The organism is Streptomyces sp. NBC_01176 (assembly GCF_045039825.1).
Taxonomy (GTDB): Bacteria; Actinomycetota; Actinomycetes; order Streptomycetales; family Streptomycetaceae; genus Streptomyces.
Genome location: NZ_CP108600.1, coordinates 3,992,965 through 4,017,652, shown reverse-complemented (window position 1 = coordinate 4,017,652; position 24,688 = coordinate 3,992,965). Strand labels below are relative to the sequence as shown.

Sequence of the window (24,688 nt, the reverse complement as noted above, 5' to 3'; positions counted from 1 at the left end):
GCCGGGACGACTCGACGTCTCCGCCGGCGGTCACGTGAAACCGCGCCGTTGTCGTGGGTCACGTGTACGGCAGAGGCTGTTCCGTCCAGACGGTCTTGCCGTCGTGGGCGTAGCGGGTGCCCCACCGCTCCGTGAGCTGCGCGACCAGGAAGAGTCCGCGTCCGCCCTCGTCCGTGCTGAGGGCCCGCCGGAGGTGAGGGGAGGTGTGGCTGGCGTCCGACACCTCACAGATCAGACTGTGCGTACGGATGAGGCGCAGGGTGACGGGGCCGGCCGCGTAACGGTAGGCGTTGGTGACGAGTTCGCTGGCGACCAGCTCGGTGGTGAAGGCCATGTCCTCGAGCCCCCATTCGGTCAGTTTCGCCGTGGTCAGCTCCCTGGCACGGGCGGCGGCGGTCGCTTCCAGGGGCAGCTGCCAGGTGGCGACATCCTGTGGCGGGAGCACCCGGGTGCGGGCGATGAGCAGCGCGACGTCGTCGGTGGGGAGGCGTTCCTTCGGCAGCAGCGCTTCGACCACGGCGCGGCAGGTGTTGTCCAGGGAATCGTCGGTGTGGGTGAGGCATTCGTGCAGGCGCTCGAGCGCGTCGTCGATGTCGCTGTTGCGCGCCTCCAGAAGACCGTTGGTGTAGAGCGTGAGCAGGCTGCCCTCGGGGAGGTCGAGGTCGTACGTCTCGAACGGCAGCCCGCCCAGACCCAGCGGCGGACCGGCGGGCAGGTCGAGCACGGTCACCTCGCCGTCCGGGGTGGACACCGCCGGTGCCGGGTGGCCGGCGCGTGCCAGGGAGCAGCGCCGGGAGACCGGATCGTAGACCGCGTACACGCAGGTGGCCCCGAGCATCTGTTCCACCGTGGACCCGCCGCCGGCGTTCGCCTCCAGCTCGGCGGCCAGCAGACTGACCAGATCGTCCAGCCGCGCCACCACCTCGTCCGGTTCCAGGTCGAGGCTGGCCAGGGTGCGTACGGCGGCGCGCAGACGGCCCATCGAGGCCGCGGCGTGGATCCCGTGGCCGACCACGTCTCCTACGACGAGTGCGACGCGGGCCCCGGACAGCGGGATCACGTCGAACCAGTCACCGCCGATGCCGGGTTCACCGCTCGCCGGGAGGTAGCGGCAGGCCACCTCGACCGCCGGCAGGTCGGACGCCGCGCTCGGCAGCAGACTGCGTTGCAGGGTCAGCGCGGCGCTCTGCTGCTGGGTGAAGCGGCGCGCGTTGTCGATGCAGACGGCGGCACGCGAGGAGAGCTCGTGGGCCACCGCGGCGTCGTCGTCCTCGAAAGGCTCCGAATGACGCACGCGCCACAGGCTCACCACGCCCAGGACCAGGCCGCGCGCCACCAAAGGCACCACGATGAGCGAATGGACGCCGAGACCCATGGCGATCTCGATCCGCCGCCGGTCCATGGCGTACCACTCGGGCCGGAGGGACAGCAGGCGTTCGAGAATCGGGCGACGCTCGGCGAGGCACCGCGCCTGCGGGGATTCCGGAAGGAGCGGGACCACCTCGCCCTCCTGGTACGGGGCCCGGTGTTCCGGGGGCGAGAGGGCTACGCGCAGCAGCGCACCGGTCATTCCGGAGCTCGGCTCGCCACCGAGTGTCACCGGCTTCAGGAGGTCCACCGAGCAGTAGTCGGCCAGGCCGTCGGCGGCGACCTCGGCCAGTTCCCGGGCCGTCTGTGCCACGTCCAGTGAGGTTCCGATCCGGGCGCTCGCCTCGTTCATCAGGGCGAGCCTGCGCCGGGCCCGGTGGCGGTCGGTCACGTCCTCGATCGTCTCGGCCACGCCGAGAACCCGGCCCGCGGGGTCTTCCATCCGGAACGCCGAGACGGAAACGATCCGTTCCCGACCCGGATCATGGCGTGCCCGGGCCGACTGTTCCGTGAAGATCAGCGGCTCGCCGGTCTCCAGGACGTGCCGTACCCGTTCCTCGGCCGGACCCGCGTCCTCGTCGACCATGAACTCGCTGGGGCGATGGCCCACCGGCGCCTCGGCCGGGACACCGCTCGCCTTTTCGACCGCGCGGTTGACCCGGATCACCCTTCTGTCCGGGCCATGGACCACCAGACCGATCGGTGACCGGTGGTACAGGCCGTCCAGCAGCGCACGGTCCCGCTGCCAGGCGATGACCTCCGCGGCGGGGGCTCCGACCAGGAACCACTCCCGAGCGTTCCGGTCCCGAGTGATCGCGCGGGCCCGGAAACCCATCTCCACCCGTCGCCCGTCGCGGTGTCGGACGGGCAGGACCCCGAACCAGCCTCCCGTCCTCATGGCGTCCATGACGACGGACCGCACGATCGGCAGGTCACGGGCGTCCACGAGGAGGTCCTGCCACACCCGTCCGAGTACTTCCCCGGCCGGATAACCCAGCAACTCCTGGGCGCGTGCGCTCCAGCCGACGACGGCGCCCCGATCGTCGAGCACGGCCGTGGCGCCGCGCCCGAGAGCGAACGGATCCTCGAGGCTCTCGCTGAAATGCATCGACGGCATCCCCATACCCACCACCTTGCCTACATGGCTTCGATGGTCCTCCCTGCGGTCTCCGTCCGCGACTCTCCCGTTCGCCTCGGCGGGCGGCTCGGCAGCGCCGACACGGTGACGCGCGGTGAGGACGGCGACGCGGGCGCGATCCACTTGCGGACGCCTGGTACGTCGTGGGGACCGGGGGGACAGGCGTCAGGCTCAGTGACCCGTTCCGGACGAACCTCGGCGACGAGGCTCAGCCGTCCGCCTCGGTCAGGCCGATCGGGCAGGAGACCCCCGTCCCCCCGATCCCGCAGTAGCCGTCGATGTTGCGGTGCAGATACTGCTGGTGGTACGCCTCCGCCGGATAGAAGGTGCGGCCCTCCGCCGGGAGGAGTTCCGTGGTGATCGTGCCGTGGCCCGAGCGGGTGAGGACCCTCTGGTAGGCCTCGCGGGAGGCGCGCGCGGCGGCTGCCTGGGCGGGGGTGTGGGTGTGGACGGCGGAGCGGTACTGCGTGCCGGAGTCGTTGCCCTGGCGGAAGCCCTGGGTCGGGTCGTGGGACTCCCAGAAGAGTTTCAGGAGCTCCTCGTACGAGACCTCGGCCGGGTCGTGGACCACGCGGACGGCCTCCGTGTGGCCGGTCAGGCCCGAGCAGACCTCCTCGTAGGTGGGGTTCTCGGTGTAGCCGCCCTGATAGCCGACGAGGGTCGTGTACACGCCCTTCGGCAGCTGCCAGAACTTGCGCTCGGCACCCCAGAAGCAGCCCAGGCCGAAGTCGGCGATCTCCAGGCCCTCGGGGTAGGGGCCGAGGAGGGGCGTGCCGAGGACCGGGTGCCGGTCGGGGACCCTGAAGATCGGCTCGGACCGGCCGGACAGGGCCTGCTCGGCGGTCGGGAGTCGCGGGGTACGGCTGTACGGGAACATGCGGTCTCCACGGGTCACGGGTCACGGGGTCACGAGGGCACGGGGGCCGGGGTCCGGCGCCTACAACGCGGGAGCCCCGGCCGGCATTCCGTTCCGGCCGGGGCTCCCGGTGCTCGCGCGGCGCCCCGCCTCAGCGGGGGAGCGACGCCGGGCTGCCCCCGTTCGCCTCGTACCCGGCCACCGCCAGCGCGCGGTACACCGCGTAGTCCGCCGCCGGGTCGGGGGTGAGGGTCCAGGGGAGGGCGCCGACGTGGCCGTCGACGTGCACCAGCTGGTTCATGGCCTCCGCCCACCGCTCGCCGCGGACCAGGAAGAGCACCAGGAGATGGCGGACGTGCGCCAGCATCGGGTCGTCCGGGCGGGCCGCGTGCACCGCGAAGAGCGCGCCGTGGACCGCCTTGGTGACGACCTCGCTCTGGTAGAAGCTGCGGACCAGGTTGACCTCGGGCAGGTGCTCGAAGACCGCGAAGAGGGGCATGGCCGCGAGCAGGGACCCCTGCGGGGCGCGCGCGGCGGCGGCCTCCGCGAACGAGTACGCCACCTCACGCGAGCCGTGCCACTTCTCGCACCAGTAGTGGAGGGCCGCCAGGTGCGCGCCCATGTGGGAGGGCGCGCGGTCCAGGATCTTCAGCCACAGCTTCTCGAACTCCGCCTGGGGATAGGCGAGACCGCGGGCCACCGACAGCTCGACGATGTACGGGATCGGGTCACCGGGGGAGAGCAGCGCCGCCTCGCCGCAGGCCGACCTCGCCTCCTCCATGATGATCCGGAACTCGTCCGTCCCCGGCGTCGACGTCCGCCACGCCTGCTGCACGAGGAACTCCGCGTGCACGGCAGCGCCGCCCGCGTCCTTGGGCGCCTCGGCCCGCCACACGCGAAGCCACTGCCCGCCCGGCGTGTCACTGACCCCGCCGGGGCGCTGCTGCAGCTCCAGGGACGCGGCACCCGCGAAGGCCTGCACCCGCTGCCAGCGCGTCTCGCCGGCGATCTCCGTGCCCGCCAGGAGCTGTGCGGCGGCGCGGTAGTCCTGCGTGTGCTGCACCACGTCCAGGACGTCGAGAAGATCCGCGTCCGGGCCCGGCATGCGGATGTCCAGCTCCTCCTGGCGCAGGAATCCGTAGTTCGCCGGGTCCGCGGCGTCCGGGTCGCCGGGCGAGACCAGCTGAATACCGGCGCGCCGACGCCTGAGAACCGGCAGCAGGACCAGGCTGAACAGGGCCAGCGCCATCAGGACCCAGAGAATTTGCATGTCTCAAGCGAACCAGACGGGTCCGACAATTGGCCAACCCGGTCGGACACGGGCCTGCTCCGCCGCCCGTCGCCGCCCGCCGGGTCGCCTCGGCACGGTCCGCGCGGTGGCTCCGCGACGTCCCGCCCGGTCGCCCCGCGCCGGTGTGCGCCGTCGCTCCGCGCGGCCCCCGGTGCGCCGCGCGGCGACCCGGCCGGGACCGCGGGCCGCCACCAGCCCCGCGGGCGCACTACGCTCGGGACCCATGAGCGACAGGCACATCAGTCAGCACTTCGAGACCCTCGCGATCCACGCGGGCAACACCGCGGATCCCCTGACCGGCGCGGTCGTCCCGCCGATCTACCAGGTCTCGACCTACAAGCAGGACGGCGTCGGCGGGCTGCGCGGCGGCTACGAGTACAGCCGCAGCGCCAACCCCACCAGGACCGCCCTGGAAGAGAACCTCGCCGCCCTGGAGGGCGGTCGCCGCGGCCTCGCGTTCGCGTCCGGACTGGCGGCCGAGGACTGCCTGTTGCGTACGCTGCTCAGCCCCGGCGACCACGTGGTGATCCCCAACGACGCCTACGGCGGGACGTTCCGCCTCTTCGCGAAGGTCGTCTCGCGCTGGGGCGTGGAATGGTCCGTGGCCGACACCAGCGACCCCGACTCCGTACGGGCCGCCCTCACCCCGAAGACCAAGGCGATTTGGGTCGAGACACCCTCCAACCCCCTCCTCGGCATCACCGACATCACCGCGGTGGCGCAGATCGCGCGCGAGGCGGGCGCCCGGCTCGTCGTCGACAACACCTTCGCCACCCCTTACCTCCAGCAGCCCCTCGCGCTCGGCGCGGACGTCGTCGTGCACTCCCTCACCAAGTACATGGGCGGCCACTCGGACGTCGTCGGCGGCGCGCTGATCACCGGCGACCAGGAGCTCGGCGAGGAGCTGGCGTACCACCAGAACGCGATGGGCGCGGTCGCCGGGCCCTTCGACTCCTGGCTGGTGCTGCGCGGTGCCAAGACGCTCTCGGTGCGCATGGACCGGCACAGCGAGAACGCCACGAAGGTCGCCGACATGCTCACCCGGCACGCGCGTGTGACGCGGGTCCTGTACCCGGGCCTGCCGGACCACCCCGGTCACGAGATCGCCGCCAAGCAGATGCGGGCGTTCGGCGGCATGGTCTCCTTCCAGGTGGAGGGCGGCGAGGAAGCGGCCGTCGAGGTCTGCAACCGCGCCAAGGTGTTCACGCTCGGCGAGTCGCTGGGCGGCGTCGAATCCCTGATCGAGCACCCCGGGCGCATGACGCACGCCTCCGTCGTGGGGTCGGCCCTGGAGGTACCGGGCGACCTCGTCCGGCTCTCCGTGGGCATCGAGAACGTCGACGACCTTCTCCAGGACCTGCAGCAGGCCCTCGGCTAGGAGCACGCCGGTCACCGGCGGGACGGCCGGATCACCGTCCGTCCCGCGCGGTCGTCACCAGCCCGTCAGCGGTGGAGTCGTCTGGGACGGCGGCTCCACCCAGGGCCGGGCCGTCGCCGCCCAGACGACGAAGGCCACGGTCGCCGCGAACAGCAGCAGCCACGTCAGGCGCCGGGCCAGCGTCCTGCGGCGCAGCATGTGGCTCCCCAGGCGCACGGCCTCCGCGTAGAGATCCGGCGGCACCTTGGGCGGTGTTCGCTCCAGCAGCCGCCGTACGGCCGTCTCGCGCTCGTGCAGGGTCACGAGGGTGCCACCTCCACCACCGCAGGGGCCGGTCCGCGCGGCGGGTGGAGCAGGGTCACCGTCGCGCGGGCGCAGATCGCTCTGACACGTTCCGTGGGCAGCCCGAGCAGGGCCGCCGCCTGTTCCTCGGCGACACCCTCGTACAGCCTCAGGACCAGGATCAGTCGTTCCTGGGGTGTCAGCCGCGCCAGGGGGCCGGCGGGAGCGGGACGGTTCCGCCCGAAGCCCCCGTGCCGGTGCCAGGCGCCGCGCGCGTAGCGCACGGCGAGGTGCTGGCGGGCCCGGTCGTACGGGTCCTCGCCGCGCAGCCGGTCCCAGGAGGCGTACGTGTGGGCCAGCGCCAGGGTCAGCAGGCGCCGCGCGCGCGGGTTGGCCTCCGGCGGTTCCGCCGTGAGCAGTGTGGCGGCATGCAGCAGCCGCCCTGCCGCGCCCGCGACGAATGCCTCGAACTCCCGGGCCCGGCGGGCACCTTGGGACGCACGCCGTTCTCGCAACACGCCTCCCGCCCGAGGGCGACCCTGAGGGGAACGAGACTCCGGCCGCGTACGACGGACCGCACCGTGTGCGACAGGAGCCCGGTCTCATATGAGGCCAGTTGTGGCCTTCCGGTCAAGGGCCCGGCGTACATCAGGCGCGCGTGCCCGGCGCGCACCACGCGCGCGGTGGTGGCGCGGGCACCGGGCCCCCCGGGTGGCCTGCGCGGCTCCGGAAGGCCGCGGAGTCCCGGAGGCCGGGACGGGGCGCGGGAGCCGGGGGAGGGGACGCCCGGGGGAGGCGGCGGGTGAGGGCCGGGGTCAGGACGTCGGGCGGTCCGACGACGCGACTCCCGTGGTCGTCATCCGGGCCGAGAGGGCGCCATTGAAGCGCATGAGGAGCGCGCAGAAGACCTCGCGCTCCTGCGGCTCCCAGTCGTCCGTCAGTTCGGCCATCAACTGACGCCTGGAGGAGCGGACTTCCTCGAGACGGGCGTGCCCGCGCGGCGACAGCTGGAGCACCACGGCGCGCCCGTCCTCCGGGTGCGAGGTGCGCTTGACGAGGCCGGTGTCGACCAGCGGCGCCACCTGCCGGGTGACCGTCGAGGAGTCGATGCCCATGCTCGCGGCGAGCGCCTTGACGCCCATCGGACCCTCCTTGTCGAGGCGGTTGAGCAGCAGGTACGCGGCACGGTCCATGGAGTTGCGCACCTGCCCCACCCCGCCGAGCCGGGTCTGTTCGGCACGGCGCGCGAAGACCGCGACCTCGTGCTGCAGCGTTTCGAGAAGACCGGTGTCACCGACGGTCGTCATGTCCATCGACATCTCTGGTGTTGTGGGCATGGCCGGGGGCTCAATTCATGCGTGGGGAGCTGGGTTGGGGGACAGGGTACGCGGCCGGGAGGCGGGTCGTACCGGCGCTGCGGAAACCAGTCTCGGAGGGTGGTCACACAAGGAGCCCGCATGCGTGAACTGCGAGACTGGTGGTCATGAGCTACAGCACCGCTGACTCCTTGCCCAGGGTGACGTCGGACGACGTACGAGGCGCCCAGAAGATGCTGTCGGGCGTGGCGCGGATGACCGCGATGGAGGGCAGCAGGTACCTGTCCCAGCTGGTGGGCGCCCCGGTGCACCTCAAATGCGAGAACCTCCAGCGCACCGGTTCCTTCAAACTGCGGGGCGCGTACGTGCGGATCGCGGGGCTTCTCCCGGAGGAGCGCGCGGCCGGTGTGGTCGCGGCGAGCGCCGGGAACCACGCGCAGGGGGTGGCCCTCGCGTCCTCTCTGCTGGGCGTGCGTTCCACGGTCTTCATGCCGACCGGGGCCCCGCTGCCGAAGGTCGCGGCCACCCGCGACTACGGCGCCGAGGTGAGGCTGCACGGTCAGGTGGTCGACGAGACGCTGGCCGCCGCCCAGGAGTACGCGGCCGCGACGGGAGCGGTGTTCATCCACCCCTTCGACCACCCCGACATCATCGCGGGCCAGGGCACGGTCGGTCTGGAGATCCTGGAGCAGTGCCCGGAGGTGCGCACGATCGTCGTCGGGATCGGCGGCGGCGGGCTGGCCGCGGGCGTCGCGGTCGCGGTGAAGTCGATCCGACCCGATGTGCGGATCGTCGGTGTGCAGGCGGCGGGCGCCGCGGCGTACCCGCCCTCGCTGGCGGCCGGCCGGCCGGTGCCGGTCGCGAACCCGGCGACGATGGCCGACGGCATCAGGGTCGGACGGCCGGGAGACGTGCCGTTCGAGATCATCCGTGACCTCGTGGACGAGGTGCGCACGGTCTCCGAGAACAGCCTGTCCAGCGCGCTGCTGCTCTGTCTGGAGCGGGCGAAGCTGGTCGTCGAACCGGCAGGCGCGAGCCCGGTGGCGGCGCTGCTGCAGGAGCCGGACACCTTCGAGGGGCCGGTCGTCGCGCTGCTGTCCGGCGGCAACGTGGACCCGCTGCTGATGCAGCGCATCCTGCGGCACGGCATGGCGGCGAGCGGCCGCTACCTGGCGGTCACGCTCCGGCTGACGGACCGGCCGGGAGCCCTGGCCACACTTCTCGGGGTGTTGTCAGTGGCGGACGCTAACGTCCTCGACGTGAGCCACGTGCGAACCGATCCCCGGCTCGGGCTCACGGAGGTGGAGGTCGAGCTGCACCTGGAGACGAAGGGTCCGGAGCACTGCGCCGAGGTCGGCCGCGCCCTGCGCGAGGCGGGCTACACGGTCATCGACTGAGGCCGCTGGCAGGTCCGGGTCGGGTCGGAGGCCCTCTCGTCATCCCGTGGAAAAATCTGTTGAGCAACGCGATACATCGCGTTACGGTGTGCCTTCCGTCCGCTCCGTGGCGGGCCGGAGCAGGCGCGCGACCGCTCGGCTCACTCACCCGACCCACCAGACCAGTACTCACCAGAACGCAGAAGAACCCACCGTGAAAATCCCCAAAGACGTGGAGAACTCACATGCCAGGCGCCATCTACGCCGAAGGCCTGGTCAAGACCTTCGGTGACGTAAAGGCTCTGGACGGCGTCGACCTCGATGTACCCGAGGGCACCGTCCTGGGCCTCCTCGGGCCGAACGGCGCGGGCAAGACCACCGCCGTCCGCTGCCTGACGACCCTGCTGCGACCCGACAGCGGCAAGGCGGTCGTCGCCGGCGTCGACGTGCTCAAGCACCCCGACGCGGTACGGCGCAGGGTCGGCCTGTCCGGCCAGTTCGCCGCGGTCGACGAGTACCTGACCGGCCGCGAGAACCTCCAGATGGTCGGCAGGCTCTACCAGATGAGGTCGAAGGCCGCGAAGGACCGGGCCGTCGAGCTGCTCGACCAGTTCCATCTGACGGACGCGGCCGACCGCCCCGCGAAGACCTACTCGGGCGGCATGCGCCGCCGGCTCGACCTGGCCGCCGCGCTGGTCGTCTCCCCGCCAGTGATGTTCATGGACGAGCCGACGACGGGCCTCGACCCGCGCAACCGCCAGCAGCTGTGGGAGGTCATCAAGCAGCTCGTCTCCGGCGGTACGACGCTCCTGCTGACCACCCAGTACCTGGAGGAGGCCGACCACCTCGCGCACAACATCTGTGTGGTCGACCACGGCCGTGTCATCGCCCGCGGTACCGCCGACGAGCTGAAGGCGCGGACCGGCGGCGAGCGCGTCGAGGTCGTCATCCACGAGCGCGAGCACCTGGCGACCGCCGCCGAGGTGCTGCGCGGCTTCGGCAAGGGCGAGAGCACCGTCGAGGAGCACACCCGCAAGCTCACCGTCCCCGTCACCGGTGGTGCCAAGCTCCTCGTGGAGGTCATCCGGGAGCTGGACACGCGCGGTATCGAGATCGACGACATCGGCCTGCGCCGGCCCACGCTCGACGACGTCTTCCTCTCCCTCACCGGTCATGTGGCCGAGGTGAAGGAGGAGGAACACGGCGAGGCCGCGGACGCGAAGGGCCGCAAGGCGAAGAAGGAGTCCGTGAAGTGAGTGCCGTGACAGACGCCGCCCCCGCGCCGGCCCCCAAGGGAGTCCTCGGCCAGTCCGTGCGCGACTCCCTGGTCATCGCCCACCGGAATCTGATCCGCATGGGCCGAATTCCCGAAATGCTCATTTTCGGCCTGATCCAGCCCATCATGTTCGTGGTGCTGTTCACCTACGTGTTCGGCGGTTCGATCCAGATCGGTTCGTCCAGCACCACTCAGGCCTACCGCGAGTTCCTGATGGCCGGCATCTTCGCCCAGACCGTCACGTTCGCCACGGCGGGTGCCGGTGCGGGCATCGCGGACGACATGCACAAGGGGCTCATCGACCGCTTCCGGTCCCTGCCGATGGCGCGTGGCGCGGTGCTGACCGGCCGCACCCTCGCCGACCTGGTGCAGACGGCGCTCACGCTCGTCGTCCTCGCGGTCGTCGCAGTGATCGTCGGCTGGCGCACGCACGAGAACCTCGGCAAGGTACTCGCCGGATTCGGCCTGCTCCTGCTCCTCGGGTACGCGTTCTCGTGGATCGGCGCGCTCATCGGCCTGTCCGTGCGCACTCCCGAAGCAGCGACCTCGGGCGGCCTGATCTGGCTGTTTCCGCTGACATTCATCTCGAACGCGTTCGTGGACGCGAATCAGATGCCGTCCTTCCTGCGGCACATCGCGGAGTGGAACCCCTTCAGCGCCACGGTGCAGGCGTGCCGCGAGCTGTTCGGCAACCTTCCGCCGGGCTTCCGGACACCCGACGCGTGGCCCATGCAGCACCCCGTGTGGGCCTCGCTGATCTGGTCGGTCGTGATCCTCCTGGTCTTCCGGACGCTGGCGGTACGCAAGTACCGGTCCGCCACGGCCTGACCGGGCCGCCCGGCCGAGTCGGCGGAGCGGGGCCCCGGCGACAGGACCCCGGACATGACGGTGCCCCCGGCGTGAGCCGGGGGCACCGTCGGAGCGAAGGTTCCGGGAGCGGAGTTCGGCCGTGCCCGGACGGGGGGCTCAGCCCTGGTAGGGCTCGGCCTTGAGGATCTTCACCGAGGCGAGCTTGCCGTTCGGCAGCTCGTACTGGGCGTCCTCGCCGACCTTCTTGCCGTTCACGCCGGAGCCCAGGGGGGACTGCGGCGAGTACGTCTCGATGTCGGCGCTGGCGTACTCACGCGAGGCGAGCAGGAAGTCCAGCGTGTCGTCCTCGTCACCGTCGAAGGCGATGGTGACGACCATGCCGGGGGCGACCACGCCGTCCGCCGCGGGGGCCTCGCCCACCTTGGCCTTCTCCAGGAGCTGGGTCAGCTGGCGCACACGGAGCTCCTGCTTGCCCTGCTCTTCCTTGGCCGCGTGGTACCCGCCGTTCTCCCGCAGGTCGCCCTCCTCGCGCGCGGCCGCGATCTTGGCGGCGATCTCCGTGCGCGCGGGACCAGACAGGTACTCCAGCTCGGCCCTGAGCTGGTTGTACGCCTCCTGGGTCAGCCAGGTGACGTTCTCGCTGGTCTGGGTCACAGGTGCTCCTCGTAGGTACTGGGAATACAAAGCATCGCCCTACCCAGAAGCATGTTCTTTCACGGGTGGGCGAAACCACGAGCCTAACAATTCAGCGGCTCAAGGGGGAGGACATAAGACATCAGAATTACGTCAACCCAGGTCAGGACTGGTGTCACGGGTGAAGTGACCGGGGATGTCAGTCGGCGTGGCAGCCGAGCAGCTCCGCCGTGCTGCCGCGTGAGGTCGTACGCAGCGTGACGACCTTGTCGATGCGCGAGGCGTTCTGGTCGAAGCGGAAGTCCGCGCGGCCCACCTCCGCGCCGTCGGCGCTCTGTGAGCGGAGGGTGCAGTAGCCGTGGGCGTCCGCGTCCTTGTGCACCTCCAGGTGCACCTGGACCGCGTCGGCCGAGGCGTCGAAGGTGATCACCTGGGCGCTGATCTTGTTCTCACCGACGTAGTAGTACGCGAACCAGCCGATCAGGGCGAGCAGGACGACTCCGAGAACACTGCCGAGGATCTTGAGTTTGCGGTCGGCGCGCTCGTCCGCGGAGCGGCCGTACCGGCCCTCGGGCAGCTGTGTGCGCGCCGTACTCATGATCGTCCTCTCGGCAGGGCCGGGACCGGGGCATGGCCGAGGTCCTGGAAGGGGCCCAGGGACCGGGCCCCGGAATTATTCGCCCCCCGATTCCGTCACTATAGAAGCCGCCCACAGCGCTGATTCACGCCGGGCGCCGACAGCCGACCCAGGCGACAGCCGACTGACCGAGGATTGAGTCTTGACTGACCAGCTGCGACTGATGGCCGTGCACGCCCACCCCGACGACGAGTCGAGCAAGGGCGCGGCCACCATGGCGAAGTACGTGTCCGAGGGGGTGGACGTGCTGGTCGTGACCTGCACGGGCGGGGAGCGCGGCTCCATCCTCAACCCGAAGCTCCACGGCGACACGTACATCGAGGAGCACATCCACGAGGTACGCAAGAAGGAGATGGACGAGGCTCGCGAGATCCTCGGCGTCAAGCAGGAGTGGCTCGGCTTCGTCGACTCGGGCCTGCCCGAGGGTGACCCGCTGCCGCCGCTGCCCGAGGGCTGTTTCGCGCTCGAGGACGTCGACAAGGCGGCCGGTGAGCTGGTCAGGCAGATCCGCTCCTTCCGTCCCCAGGTGATCACCACCTACGACGAGAACGGCGGTTACCCGCACCCCGACCACATCATGACCCACAAGATCACGATGGTGGCCTTCGACGGTGCGGCGGACACCGAGAAGTACCCGGAGTCCGAGTACGGCCCGGCCTTCCAGCCGCGGAAGCTCTACTACAACCAGGGCTTCAACCGCCCGCGCACCGAGGCGCTGCACAACGCGCTGCTGGACCGCGGCCTGGAATCGCCGTACGGGGACTGGCTGAAGCGCTGGAACGAGTTCGAGCGCACCGAGCGCACGCTGACCACGCACGTTCCGTGCGCCGAGTTCTTCGAGATCCGGGACAAGGCGCTGATCGCGCACGCCACCCAGATCGACCCCGACGGCGGCTGGTTCAAGGTGCCCATGGAGATCCAGAAGGAGGTCTGGCCGACCGAGGAGTACGAGCTCGCGACGTCCCTCGTCGATACCTCCCTCCCCGAGGACGACCTCTTTGCGGGCATCCGCGACAATGCCTGACATGAGCGCAAGCCTGGCACTGACGCACCTCGTCCCCCTCGCCAAGGAGGTCGACGAGAACAAGGTCACCCCCGGTGTTCTCGGCTTCATCGTCTTCGCGGTGATGGCCCTGGCCGTGTGGGGTCTGATGAAGTCCATGAACCGCCGACTGGGCAAGGTCACCTTCGAGGAGGACGCGGGGAAGGACACCGCGGCCTCCGGCAAGGGGGCCGGCGGTCCGGCGGGCGGAAAGGCCTCGCCCGCGAAGGGCTGAGTCCCCGGCGCGCCCGCTCCGTGCGGCGCGAGTGGCCCGCCGGGACGGCAGCGGGTGTGCGTACGCCGGTCGCGGACGGCCGGGGTACGCACCCGTGCGGCCGCTCCCGCGACCGGTGACACCCGGACGCGAGACGCCCGACGAGGCGATGGCCGGGGCTGCCCCCGGCCACGGCTCCCCGGCCGTCCACGTCGCACGGACACGGCCGCCGACCGTCCGCGTGCCGGACGCGGACCGGGACGCCGCACCGATCGGGACGTGGTGCCGCTCCTGGCGTATCCGGTGCCGATCTCGGCGTGCGTGGCGCCGATGCTGGCCTACGCGGCGCGGATCCTGGCGTATGCGGTGCCGATCTCGGCGTGCGCGGCGAGGATCCCGGTGTTCGCGGTGGCCGATCTCGGCGTGCGTGGCGCCGATGCTGGCCTACGCGGTGCCGATCTCGGGGTGTTCGCGCTGGCCGATCCCGGCGTGGCGGCGCCGATCTAGGTCTGGGCGGTGTCGATCCCGGCGTCCCCGGAGCGGCCCGCTTCTCGGTGTGCGGGTACCGGAAGCCGTCGTCCGTACGCCGGTCGGCGGAGCGGCGTACGGCCCCGGGTCCTACGGGACGCTTCCGACCGCCACCCCCATGACCTCCCGGGAATGCCGGCCGGGCACCATCCGAAGGCGCCAGGCCTGCCATCCCGCGTCCAGGTCGACCCCCCGTTCCAGCAGGAGCTGGTACGCCTCGACGTAGTCGTCGAGCTTTCCGTCGCGGGACGGGTGGCCGGAGCGGGAGAGCTGGGCCAGTTCCTCCAGGGCGACGGCGCTGCCCACTTCCAGGCCGCCCGCGGACGCGTACGGCAGCAGGGTGCACCTCAGGAACCTCGCCCAGTCCTCGCCCCGCCGGTCGCCGTACGAGGCGAAGAGGCCGGCCGCCTCGTCGCACAGCGCGAGGGCCTGCGGCGTACGGGCGTTGCCCGCGTCGACCACCGCCAGTTCCAGGCACGTCCACGCCTCGCCGTGCGCCACGCCGATGCGCTGGAAGTCGGCCCGCGCGTCCACCAGCAGCTGACGGGCGAAGCCCGAGTTGCGCAGCGAGCCGGTCTGGGCGGCGCGCTGGTCGCGGGTGACGCGGGCCGAGTGGTGGCGCGCGCACGCGAGCCCGTAGACGTCCCGCATCCGGGAGAACATCGAGCGGGAGCGCTCCAGCTCACGGACCGCCCGGTCCAGGTCGCCGGTCTCCTCCAGGGCCTGGCCCAGGTAGTACACCGTCCATGCCTCCCCGCGCGCGTCCTCGTTCTCCCGGTGCCGGGAGGCCGCCTGGCGAAGGCCCGTGACCGCGGTGGACGGGTCGCCGTCGACGAGACGGGCGCGGGCCAGCTGGGTCAGGGCCCAGGCCTCGCCACGGGCGTCGCGGGTACGTCCGTACAGGTCGAGGGCCTCATGCAGCTCCCGCTCCGCGCGCGGTACGTCGCCCATGCGCAGGCCCAGCTGGCCGAGCTGGAAGTGGGCCCAGGCCTCGCCGTGCACGGACTCGCCCTCGTGGTGCAGGACGAGGGCCTCGGTGAGCAGGGCCAGGGCGGTGGCGATCCGGCCGCGGTCGCGCTCCACCGCGGCCAGCGCGTGCATCGTCCAGGCGCGGTCCGCCGCGAGGTCGGGGGAGACCTGCAGATCCATGGCCTCCTGAAGCCTGGCCGCCGCCTCGGTGAGGTTGCCCTGGTGGTGGAGGGTGATGCCGAGCGAGCACAGGGCGCGGGCCGCGCCCGCGTCGTGGTGCGCCTCGAAGTAGAGGTTCACCACGGACGACAGGGTGGTGTGGGCCTTGTCCAGCTCGCCGAGCTGGCGGGCCGCGATGCCGGTGCGCCACTGGACCGAGCGGACCAGCAGCCCCTGGTCGACCGCCTGCGTCAGCTCGCTGATCTCGCCCAGGCGGTAGAGGTCGCCGCGCAGCAGGCAGTAGTCGCACAGGGCGCCCAGAAGGTGCAGTACGGCCGCCTGGTCCACGCCCTCCGCGTGCCGCAGCGCCGCCGTGATGAAGCTCGACTCGTCGTCCAGCCAGCGCAGGGCCGCGTCGAGGGAGGTGAACCCGTGCGGGCCGAACTGGTCGGCCCGGGTGGACGTCTTGCCGTCGACCAGCCGGATCACCGAGTCCGCCAGCTCCGCGTAGTTGACGATCAGGCGTTCCTGCGCCGCCGTCCGCTCGGAGGGTTCCTCCTCGTCCAGCAGCCGCGCCTGGGCGAAGGCCCGGACGAGGTCGTGCAGGCGGTAGCGGCTGCCGCGGACGTGGTCGATCAGGCCCGCCTGTGCCAGTGCCGTCAGGTGGCGGGTGGCTTCCGGTTCGTCCGTCGCCAGCAGGGACGCCGCCGCCGCGGCGCCCAGCGAGGCCCGGCCGGCCAGCGCCAGCCGGCGCAGCAGCCGCCGGGCCGCGTCGGTCTGGTCCGTGTAGCGCAGCCACAGCGCCCGCTCGACCGGTTCCACGGGACCGTACGCCCCGAGGTCGGCGGCGAGCCCGCGCGAGGTGCGGGGTCCGAGCGAGGAACCCGCGAGGCGCAGCGCCAGCGGGAGGCTGCCGCACAGCTCCCGCACCTGGTCGGAGGCCTCGGCGTCGTACGGGTCCGACGCGTCCTGGGCCGCGGCGTTCAGCAGTTCCTCGGCGCCCGCCGCGTCGAGTGCCTCGACGGGGAGCTGGTGCACCCAGGCGGGGAGGTCGGCGGGCAGGTCGAGTGCGGTGCGGGCGGTGACCAGGACGAGGCTCTCCGAGCGTTCCGGGACCAGGGTGCGCACCTGCTCGGCGTCGGAGGCGTCGTCGAGCACGATCGTGACCGGCAGCCCCGTCAGATGGCCTCGGCGAGCCGCCTGACCTGCTGGTCCGGTGAGGAACGCTCGCGGAAGAGAAGCTGCTCGCGGGGCGCGCCGAGCCGGTTGAGGAGGTGGAGGAGGGCGTCGCGCGTGGACAGGGGCGCCTCCTCGGTGCTGTCGCCGCGCAGGTCGACCACGCACGCGCCCCGGAACTGGTCCCGCAGGCTGTGCGCCGCCCGGATCGCGAGGGTGCTGCGGCCGGAGCCGGGCGTGCCGTGCAGCACCACCACCGTCGGCTTCGACTCCGTGCTGGCGCGTGCCGCGTGCACCCACTGGGCGATCCGCGCCAGCTCGGTCCGGCGTCCCGCGAACGGACCGGCCGGCTCGGGCAGTTGCCCGAACGACTGCTCCAGCACGCTGCGCCGGCGCGCGGCGGCGCTCTTGTCCGTGCGGCGCAGCTGCGGCGCACCCTGTTTGGCGCCCGCGGAGGCGCTGACCACCCGCTGCTGGTCGAGGAAGGGGCGGATGCCGCGGACGTCCAGGGCGGTCAGCCACTGCAGCCGCAGCTGCTCGGGACCGCCGGGCCGGCCCAGGGCTCCGGCCCGGCGGCTCGCGGCCGGCACGTGGGTGGCCGTCACCTTGAGCACCGTGGCCGCCGCGGCCGCCACCGCGACCGTCGCTCCCGCGCCGATCGCCGTGCCCGCGCCGGTGCCCAGCGCGAGGTCCGCGGCGCAGGCGGCGACCGCGGCAACGGCCGCCACCAGCAGCGGAGTTCCGGCGCCCTCCCGGGCGTAGCGCTGTGCGAACGTCAGCCGGCCGGTGTCCGCCGCGTCGAGGGCGCGGGTGTAGGCCCCGTACTCCTCGGCGGCGGCCTGGCCCAGGGTGTCGAGCTCGGCGCGGGCCCGGGACAGGAGCACGGCTCCGTCCGTACGTCCGCCCGAGCGCCGTACCTCCTCCTCGACGGCCCGGGCCAACAGCCGCTCGGCCTCCGTCCGGTGGCTGTCCCGCATGTCACGTCCCCCTCCGGCGGCAACTCCCTTGTGGTCAAGTGTCCTTGGTGGGCGGCGTGAGCGCGAGAGGGCGGCGATCACCGGAGAGCGGACAGGTGGGCCGGAGGAGAACGCAGGGCCGGAATGACTTCCAGCGCTGCCAGGCGGCTCCCAGGTCGACAGTGACGGAGAAGGGCGCGGCAGCCTTGATCACGCCGGTGCACATCTCGCCGTCCCCGTAGGCCTTGGCGGCGGGGTCGGTACTGGTCCACCTTCACGATCCGGTCGGTGGTCTCCGAGCCGGGCGACACGACCTCGGCGACCAGGAGCGCGCGTGTGCCGGCGTTCCAGTCCGGGCCCGCGACGGTGTCCAGGGCGTCCTCCGGGGAGCCTCGACAGTTCCAGCGCTGCCGGCCTCGGCCTACTGTCCTGTGATGCCGGGGTGTCCGATCGCCGTCGCGGGCTGCCCCTTCCCCGAAGGGCACGCTGTCGTCCACGACGTGAGGGCGCACGGTGCGGCTCGGCCGAGCGAGGCAGAGCCCGTGCGGGCATCGCCAACGGGGCTGGGCGTTGTGAGAGGCTGGGGCCCATGAACCGGCTGGCTGGTGTGACCTCGCCTTATCTCCTTCAGCACGCTGACAATCCGGTCGACTGGTGGCCCTGGACGCCGGAGGCTTTCGAGGAAGCGCGGCGGCGTGACGTACCCGTCCTGCTGTCGGTCGGCTACTCGGCATGCCACTGGTGTCACGTCATGGCGCACGAGTCCTTCGAGGACGAGACGACGGCCGCGTATCTGAACGAGCACTTCGTGAGCGTCAAGGTGGACCGCGAGGAGCGTCCGGACGTCGACGCGGTCTACATGGAGGCCGTGCAGGCGGCCACCGGCCAGGGCGGCTGGCCCATGACCGTCTTCCTGACGCCCGAGGCCGAGCCCTTCTACTTCGGGACGTACTTCCCACCCGTCCCGCGCCACGGCATGCCCGGCTTCCGGCAGATCCTGGAGGGCGTGCACGGCGCCTGGGCCGAGCGGCGCGACGAGGTCGCCGAGGTCGCCGAGAAGATCGTGCGGGACCTCGCCGGACGCGAGATGAGCTTCGGGGACGACCGGGTGCCCGGCGAGGAGGAGCTGGCCGGTGCGCTGCTCGGCCTCACCCGGGAGTACGACGCAGCCCGCGGCGGTTTCGGCGGGGCGCCGAAGTTCCCGCCGTCCATGGTCGTGGAGTTCCTGCTCCGTCATCACGCCCGCACCGGCTCCGAGGGCGCGCTCCAGATGGCGCGGGACACCTGTGAGCGGATGGCGCGCGGCGGGATCTACGACCAGCTCGGCGGAGGGTTCGCCCGGTACTCCGTCGACCGCGAGTGGGTGGTCCCCCACTTCGAGAAGATGCTGTACGACAACGCGCTGCTCTGCCGTGTCTACGCGCACCTCTGGCGTGCCACCGGCTCCGAGCTCGCACGCCGGATCGCCCTGGAGACCGCCGACTTCATGGTGCGTGAACTGCGTACCGCCGAGGGCGGTTTCGCCTCCGCGCTGGACGCCGACAGTGACGACGGGAGCGGCCGGCACGTCGAGGGCGCGTACTACGTGTGGACACCTGAGCAACTGCGGGAGGTTCTGGGGGACGACGCCGAACTCGCCGCCCAGTACTTCGGGGTGACCGCGGAGGGCACCTTCGAGGAAGGTTCCTCCGTGCTGCAACTCCCGCAGCAGGAAGGGGTGTTCGACAGCGAGAAGGTGGCCGGTGTGCGCCGTCTGCTGCTCGCCGCCCGGTCGGACCGCCCGGCGCCCGGCCGTGACGACAAGGTCGTCGCCGCGTGGAACGGGCTCGCGATCGCCGCGCTCGCGGAGACCGGCGCGTACTTCGACCGCCCCGACCTGGTGGACGCCGCGATCGGCGCCGCCGACCTCCTCGTACGCCTGCACATGGACGACCGGGCGCGGCTGGCCCGTACCAGCCGGGACGGCCGTGCCGGCGCGAACGCGGGGGTGCTGGAGGACTACGCCGACGTCGCCGAGGGCTTCCTCGCGCTGGCCTCCGTGACCGGCGAAGGCGTCTGGCTGGAATTCGCCGGGTTCCTCCTCGACCACGTGCTCGCACAGTTCACCGACCCCGAGTCGGGCGGCCTGTACGACACCGCGGCCGACGCGGAGCAGCTCATCCGCCGACCCCAGGACCCGACCGACAACGCCACGCCCTCCGGCTGGAGCGCGGCGGCCGGCGCCCTGCTGTCGTACGCCGCGCACACCGGTTCCGAGCCTCATCGCGCGGCCGCCGAGCGGGCGTTGGGCGTGGTGAAGGCGCTCGGGCCGCGCGCTCCCCGTTTCGTCGGCTGGGGACTGGCGGTCGCGGAGGCGCTGCTCGACGGGCCGCGCGAGATCGCGGTCGTGGGGCCGGCCGGCGACGCCATGACCCGGGCGCTGCACCGGACGGCGCTGCTGGGCACCGCGCCGGGTGCCGTCGTCGCCGTGGGTGCCGCGGAGAGTGACGAGCTGCCGCTGCTCGCCGACCGCCCGCTGGTGGACGGGGGACCGGCCGCGTACGTCTGCCGTAACTTCACCTGTGACGCTCCGACGACCGATCCCGACCGTCTTCGTGCGGCTCTGAGCGGCTGAAACGGCTGATCCCCAACCGACTCAAACGCGACGAGCGTTCGATTTGTTCAGCAAATCATCCGAGTGTGATGAAACGTGGTCTTCACCGGAACAACCTGTGGGCTTCACAGATCACCCATAGTCTCTGCTCGGTGACGCGGCGGATGTGACACACCGTCGCGCCTGGGGGATTTGGGGATCTGGGGGGATCTGTTGCTCACGTCTGTCTTCATCGCTGCCGTTTCGCTGGCCCTTTTCTGGATGGCCGCCTTCACCCTGTGGTGGCAGATGCACGCGTGGCGTACGCCCGAAGTGCTGGCTTCCACCCGCTTCAGCAGACCGGACGGCGGTGACCGGCTCGCCTTCTCGCTGCTGCTGCCGGCCCGCCACGAACAGGCCGTGCTCGACCACACCATCCAGCGGCTGCTGGAGTCGAGCCACACGGACTTCGAGATCATCGTCATCGTCGGACACGACGATCCGGAGACCACCGAGGTCGCCCGGCAGGCCGCGGCCCGTGACGCACGTGTGCGGGTCGTCGTCGACCAGCACGAACGGAAGAACAAGCCGAAGGCCATGAACACGGCGCTGCCGCACTGCCGCGGCGATGTCGTGGGAGTCTTCGACGCCGAGGACCAGGTGCACCCGGAGCTGCTCGCCCACGTCGACCACGCGTTCCGCACGACGGGTGCGGACGTCGTCCAGGGCGGGGTGCAGCTCATCAACTTCAACTCCAGCTGGTACAGCCTGCGCAACTGCCTGGAGTACTTCTTCTGGTTCCGCTCACGGCTCCATCTGCACGCGCAGAAAGGATTCATTCCGCTCGGCGGAAACACCGTGTTCGTCCGGACGGACGTGCTGCGGGAGGCCGACGGCTGGGATCCCGACTGCCTCGCCGAGGACTGCGACCTGGGGGTACGCCTGTCCAGCGTCGGCAAGAAGGTCGTCGTCGCCTACGACTCCGACATGGTCACCCGGGAGGAGACCCCCGGCAGCCTGATGTCGCTGCTCAAGCAGCGCACCCGCTGGAACCAGGGCTTCCTGCAGGTCTACCGCAAGAAGGACTGGAAGCAACTGCCGGGCTTCTGGCAGCGGTTGCTGGCCCGGTACACGCTCATGACGCCGTATCTGCAGGCGGTCTCCGGTGTGGTCATCCCGCTCAACGTGGCCATCGCGCTCTTCCTCGACGTGCCCGTCGGCATCGCCTTCATCACCTTCCTGCCGGCCGTGACCGCCCTGGTCACCTTCGTCTTCGAACTCGTGGGACTGCACGACTTCGGCAAGCAGTACGGACTCCGCGTCCGCTTCGTGCACTATCTCAAGCTCGTCGTCGGCGGCCCCTTCTATCAGGTGCTCCTCGCCGGTGCGGCCGTCCGAGCCGTGTGGCGTGAGCAAAGGGGCCGGAACGACTGGGAGTTGACCAGTCACATCGGCGCGCACCTCACGGAGGCCGAAGTGGCCCGCTAGGGCCTGAAGCGATCCGTCAGGCCCGGGGAACGATCCGCCGGGGCCTGAAGTGATCGGCCTGAGCCTGAAACGACCCGCCAGGACCCGAAGCGACCTGCCACGACCCGAAGCGACCCGCCGGGATCAGCCCGGCGGACCGACGTCGGTTCCGCATGCCGTGGTTCCAGGAGCCCTGCCCGCGAACGTCCTGAACCTGTCGATACGTCCCGAAAGTCCCGAGAGGACCTTCCGCGTGACCTCCACTCTTCCCGCGGCGACCGCTTCCACGGTCCCCGCGCAACGGCCCTCCGCGCCCGAAACCGTCCACGACCTCCCGCCGCGCCGGCGGCTGCGCACCTCGCGCGCCGACCTCGCCCTGTGCGGTGTGCTGCTGCTGGCGATCATCGTCGTGCAGGGCTGGAACATCGCCGACTACCCGACCCTCAGCGACGACGAGGGCACCTATCTCGCCCAGGCCTGGGCGGTACAGCAGGGCAGGGGCCTCGCCCACTACACGTACTGGTACGACCACCCGCCCCTCGGCTGGATCCAGATAGCCGCCCTGACCTGGATCCCCGCGCACCTCAGTCCCTCGCTGATGACGGTCGGCCCGATGCGGGTGACGATGCTCGCGGTCAGCGCCGTCAGCGCCGTGCTCCTGTACGTCCTCGCGCGCCGTCTCTCGCTGCCGCGCTGGGCGGCCGGGCTCGCCATGGTCCTCTTCGGTCTCTCGCCGCTGTCGGTCGTGCTCCAGCGCGAGATCTTCCTCGACAACATCGCGGTCATGTGGACTCTGCTCGCGTTCTGCCTCGCCGCGTCCCCGAACCGTCACCTGTGGCACCACTTCGGGGCGGGCATCGCCGCCGCGGCCGCCGTGCTCACCAAGGAGACGATGCTCGTCGTCCTCCCCGCCCTGCTGGTCACCCTGTGGCGGCACGGCCACCGTGACACCCGGAAGTTCGCGCTCACCGGAGCCGTCACCGCCTGCGCGCTGATCGGCCTCGCGTATCCGCTCTTCGCCCTGCTCAAGGGGGAGCTCTTCCCCGGCGCGGGCCATGTCTCGCTCTGGGACGGCATCACGTACCAGATGAGCCGCCCGGGCTCCGGCTTCGTCCTCGACCCCGGCTCCGGCTCGTACGGCGTACTGCACTCCTGGCTCTACTACGACCGCGTACTGCCGCTCGGCGGCCTCGCCGGAGCCCTGCTCCTCCTGGTCACCTGGCGCTGGTCGGTCACCGCCCGCGCCCTGGCCGGACCCGCGCTCACCGTCGCGATCCTGGCCTTGGTGGCGCTGCGCCCGAGCGGCTACCTGCCCGCGATGTACGTCATCCAGGCGCTGCCGTTCCTCGCGCTGGTGCTCGCCGGCGGCACCGCGAGCGTGCTCCACGCGGTACTGCGCCGGCGGCGCGAGACCGCGGAGAAACCCGTCCTCACCTGGGGACGGCGGGTGACGGCGGCCGCCCTCGTGGCGGTGGCCGCCGGGTTCGTCCTGCCGCGCTGGTACGACGGCGACCACACCGCCGTCACCACCGACGCCAACGCCCCCTACCGGGCGGCTGCTTCCTGGCTGAGGACCGAGGTGCCGGACCCGGCGGGCACCCGGGTCCTGGTGGACGACGCGCTCTGGCTGGACCTGGCGCACGACGGTTACCGGCCCGGCCTCGGGGTCATCTGGTTCTACAAGGCGGACCTCGACCCCGCGGTGACCAGGACGATGCCGGGCGGCTGGAAGGACATCGACTACGTCGTCGCCTCCCCGACCGTGCGGCGCGACGCGGTGGACCTGCCCCACGTCAGGGCGGCCATCGAGCACTCCACGCCGGTCGCCACCTTCGGCAGGGGCGAGGACCGCATCGAGATCCGGCGGATCACCGCGAGCACCACCACGTCGAGCACCGGAGGCAGTCGATGAGCAGCTTCGAGAGCACGGTCCCCGGTGAGCTGGGCGATCCGGCGGCGGCAGCGGCGGAGGTTCCCGAACCGGGTGCGGTCACCATCGTCGTACCGACCTTCAACGAGGCCGGCAACGTCCCCGAACTGCTGCGCCGGATCACCGAGTCGGTACCGGCCCGGCTGCCCTGCGAGGTGGTCTTCGTGGACGACTCCACCGACGAGACCCCCGAGGTGATCGCCCGGGTCGCGCAGGACTGCCCGTTCCCGGTGAGCGTGCTGCACCGCGAACAGCCCACCGGCGGCCTCGGCGGCGCGGTCGTCGAGGGACTGAGGGCGGCGACCTCCGACTGGATCGTCGTCATGGACGGCGACCTGCAGCATCCGCCGTCCCTGGTACCGGAGTTGGTGGCATCGGGGGAGCGGTCCGGCGCCGGTCTCGTCGTCGCCAGCCGCTATGTCAAGGGCGGCAGCCGCGCGGGACTCGCCGGCGGCTACCGCATCGCCGTCTCACGCGGCGCGACCTGGCTGACCAAGACCCTCTTCCCGCGCCGACTGCACGGCATCAGCGACCCGATGAGCGGCTTCTTCGCGATTCGCCGCAGCGTGGTCACCGCCGACATCCTCCAGCCGCTCGGCTACAAGATCCTGCTCGAACTCGCCGTGCGCAGCCGCCCCCGCCGGGTCACCGAGGTGCCCTTCGTCTTCCAGGACCGGTTCGCCGGCGAGTCCAAGTCGACCGCGCGGGAGGGCTTCCGTTTCCTGCGCCACCTGGCCGGGCTGCGCACCGCCTCACCGGTCGCCCGGATGGTCGTCTTCGGGCTGATCGGCGCCACCGGCTTCCTGCCCAACCTGCTCGGCCTGTACGCGCTCACCGCCACCGGCCTGCACTACCTGCCGGCGGAGATCCTCGCCAACCAGTTCGGCGTCGCCTGGAACTTCCTGCTCATCGAGCACCTGCTGTTCCGCGAACGCCGCAGGCACCGCAACCGCTGGGACCGCATGGGCCGCTTCGCCCTGCTGGCCAACGCCGACCTGGTGCTGCGCATCCCCCTGATCGCCCTGTTCGTCCACCACTTCGCCATGGGCGCGCTGTCCGCCACCGCCCTGGCCCTGGTGACGACCTTCGTCCTGCGCTTCGCCGGCACCGAGGCGCTGGTCTACCTGCCGCGCCGCAGCCGTGCGGCCGCGGACGGGAGCCGCGACCGCGACCGCACAGCAAGGAGAGCGGTGTGAAATTCCTGGTCCGACCACGACGCAGCACCTCACTCCTGGCCGTGGCGGGTCTGGCCGCCGGACTGTTGCTCGTCTCGCCGCAGTCCGCCTCGGCCGCGAACCTCGTCACCAATCCGGG

At 71.6% G+C, this 24,688-nt stretch carries 19 protein-coding genes and 2 pseudogenes; 11 read left to right on the top strand and 10 right to left on the bottom strand.

Features of this window, described 5'->3' with window-relative positions; genetic code table 11:
* Positions 1-58: 58 nt before the first annotated feature.
* From OG199_RS17125 to OG199_RS17115, 3 genes are all read right to left on the bottom strand, one after another.
* Positions 59-2,491 (bottom strand): SpoIIE family protein phosphatase, encoded by a 2,433-nt coding sequence (locus OG199_RS17125; RefSeq protein WP_405830152.1) that lies wholly within the window; start codon positions 2,489-2,491, stop codon positions 59-61.
* Positions 2,492-2,714: 223 nt separating this feature from the next.
* The gene (msrA, locus tag OG199_RS17120) at positions 2,715-3,383 is read right to left on the bottom strand and encodes a peptide-methionine (S)-S-oxide reductase MsrA (protein ID WP_405830150.1); all 669 of its coding nucleotides are present in this window, start codon (positions 3,381-3,383) and stop codon (positions 2,715-2,717) included.
* Positions 3,384-3,513: 130 nt separating this feature from the next.
* Entirely contained in the window at positions 3,514-4,632 is a 1,119-nt protein-coding gene (locus OG199_RS17115; protein ID WP_356807605.1) for a hypothetical protein, read from the bottom strand.
* Positions 4,633-4,876: 244 nt separating this feature from the next.
* Here OG199_RS17115 and OG199_RS17110 point away from each other — a divergent pair, with 244 nt between their 5' ends.
* Complete coding sequence (locus OG199_RS17110; RefSeq protein ID WP_266701063.1) at positions 4,877-6,031, top strand: cystathionine gamma-synthase; 1,155 nt, start codon at positions 4,877-4,879, stop codon at positions 6,029-6,031.
* Between the two features lie 54 nt (positions 6,032-6,085).
* Here OG199_RS17110 and OG199_RS17105 read toward each other — a convergent pair whose 3' ends face one another.
* The 3 genes from OG199_RS17105 to OG199_RS17095 form a co-directional block, all read right to left on the bottom strand.
* Complete coding sequence (locus OG199_RS17105) at positions 6,086-6,334, bottom strand: hypothetical protein (protein WP_266701064.1); 249 nt, start codon at positions 6,332-6,334, stop codon at positions 6,086-6,088.
* Positions 6,331-6,828 (bottom strand): sigma factor-like helix-turn-helix DNA-binding protein, encoded by a 498-nt coding sequence (locus tag OG199_RS17100; protein ID WP_356807614.1) that lies wholly within the window; start codon positions 6,826-6,828, stop codon positions 6,331-6,333. Before OG199_RS17100 ends, OG199_RS17105 begins: the two co-directional genes overlap by 4 nt.
* Positions 6,829-7,128: 300 nt before the next feature.
* Positions 7,129-7,626 (bottom strand): MarR family winged helix-turn-helix transcriptional regulator, encoded by a 498-nt coding sequence (locus OG199_RS17095; protein ID WP_401800051.1) that lies wholly within the window; start codon positions 7,624-7,626, stop codon positions 7,129-7,131.
* 170 nt (positions 7,627-7,796) lie between these two features.
* On the opposite strand from OG199_RS17095, the gene ilvA reads away from it, so the two are divergent.
* The 3 genes from ilvA (at position 7,797) to OG199_RS17080 (ending at position 11,109) form a co-directional block, all read left to right on the top strand.
* Positions 7,797-9,026 (top strand): threonine ammonia-lyase, encoded by a 1,230-nt coding sequence (ilvA, locus tag OG199_RS17090; RefSeq protein WP_405830147.1) that lies wholly within the window; start codon positions 7,797-7,799, stop codon positions 9,024-9,026.
* 224 nt (positions 9,027-9,250) lie between these two features.
* Positions 9,251-10,261 (top strand): ATP-binding cassette domain-containing protein, encoded by a 1,011-nt coding sequence (locus OG199_RS17085; RefSeq protein WP_405830146.1) that lies wholly within the window; start codon positions 9,251-9,253, stop codon positions 10,259-10,261.
* A complete protein-coding gene (locus OG199_RS17080; protein WP_356807612.1) occupies positions 10,258-11,109 on the top strand; it encodes an ABC transporter permease in 852 nt (283 codons plus the stop codon). The genes OG199_RS17085 and OG199_RS17080 overlap by 4 nt, the downstream gene beginning before the upstream one ends.
* 138 nt (positions 11,110-11,247) lie before the next feature.
* Here OG199_RS17080 and greA read toward each other — a convergent pair whose 3' ends face one another.
* Positions 11,248-11,745: a transcription elongation factor GreA gene (gene greA / locus OG199_RS17075; protein ID WP_266701069.1), complete on the bottom strand. Its 498-nt coding sequence runs from the start codon at positions 11,743-11,745 to the stop codon at positions 11,248-11,250.
* A gap of 178 nt (positions 11,746-11,923) precedes the next feature.
* A complete protein-coding gene (locus tag OG199_RS17070) occupies positions 11,924-12,322 on the bottom strand; it encodes a DUF4307 domain-containing protein (RefSeq protein WP_401799279.1) in 399 nt (132 codons plus the stop codon).
* A gap of 202 nt (positions 12,323-12,524) precedes the next feature.
* On the opposite strand from OG199_RS17070, the gene mca reads away from it, so the two are divergent.
* From mca to OG199_RS17055, 3 genes are all read left to right on the top strand, one after another.
* Positions 12,525-13,385, top strand: a complete 861-nt coding sequence (gene mca, locus OG199_RS17065; RefSeq protein WP_405834571.1) for a mycothiol conjugate amidase Mca — start codon at positions 12,525-12,527, stop codon at positions 13,383-13,385.
* Entirely contained in the window at positions 13,378-13,638 is a 261-nt protein-coding gene (locus OG199_RS17060) for a hypothetical protein (RefSeq protein ID WP_405830144.1), read from the top strand. Before mca ends, OG199_RS17060 begins: the two co-directional genes overlap by 8 nt.
* 258 nt (positions 13,639-13,896) lie before the next feature.
* Complete coding sequence (locus tag OG199_RS17055) at positions 13,897-14,124, top strand: hypothetical protein (RefSeq protein ID WP_405830142.1); 228 nt, start codon at positions 13,897-13,899, stop codon at positions 14,122-14,124.
* A gap of 111 nt (positions 14,125-14,235) precedes the next feature.
* Here the strand turns inward: OG199_RS17055 and OG199_RS17050 are convergent.
* Positions 14,236-17,426 (bottom strand): annotated as a pseudogene (locus tag OG199_RS17050) (NB-ARC domain-containing protein).
* Between the two features lie 145 nt (positions 17,427-17,571).
* Positions 17,572-17,785 (bottom strand): annotated as a pseudogene (locus OG199_RS17045) (Uma2 family endonuclease); the annotation flags it as partial.
* A 209-nt stretch (positions 17,786-17,994) separates the two neighbouring features.
* On the opposite strand from OG199_RS17045, the gene OG199_RS17040 reads away from it, so the two are divergent.
* The 4 genes from OG199_RS17040 (at position 17,995) to OG199_RS17025 (ending at position 24,570) form a co-directional block, all read left to right on the top strand.
* Entirely contained in the window at positions 17,995-20,019 is a 2,025-nt protein-coding gene (locus OG199_RS17040) for a thioredoxin domain-containing protein (RefSeq protein WP_356806128.1), read from the top strand.
* 192 nt (positions 20,020-20,211) lie between these two features.
* Positions 20,212-21,465, top strand: a complete 1,254-nt coding sequence (locus tag OG199_RS17035; RefSeq protein WP_356806130.1) for a glycosyltransferase — start codon at positions 20,212-20,214, stop codon at positions 21,463-21,465.
* Positions 21,466-21,697: 232 nt separating this feature from the next.
* A complete protein-coding gene (locus OG199_RS17030; RefSeq protein ID WP_405830140.1) occupies positions 21,698-23,356 on the top strand; it encodes an ArnT family glycosyltransferase in 1,659 nt (552 codons plus the stop codon).
* A complete protein-coding gene (locus OG199_RS17025) occupies positions 23,353-24,570 on the top strand; it encodes a glycosyltransferase (protein ID WP_405830138.1) in 1,218 nt (405 codons plus the stop codon). The genes OG199_RS17030 and OG199_RS17025 overlap by 4 nt, the downstream gene beginning before the upstream one ends.
* The last annotated feature ends 118 nt before the right edge of the window (positions 24,571-24,688 follow it).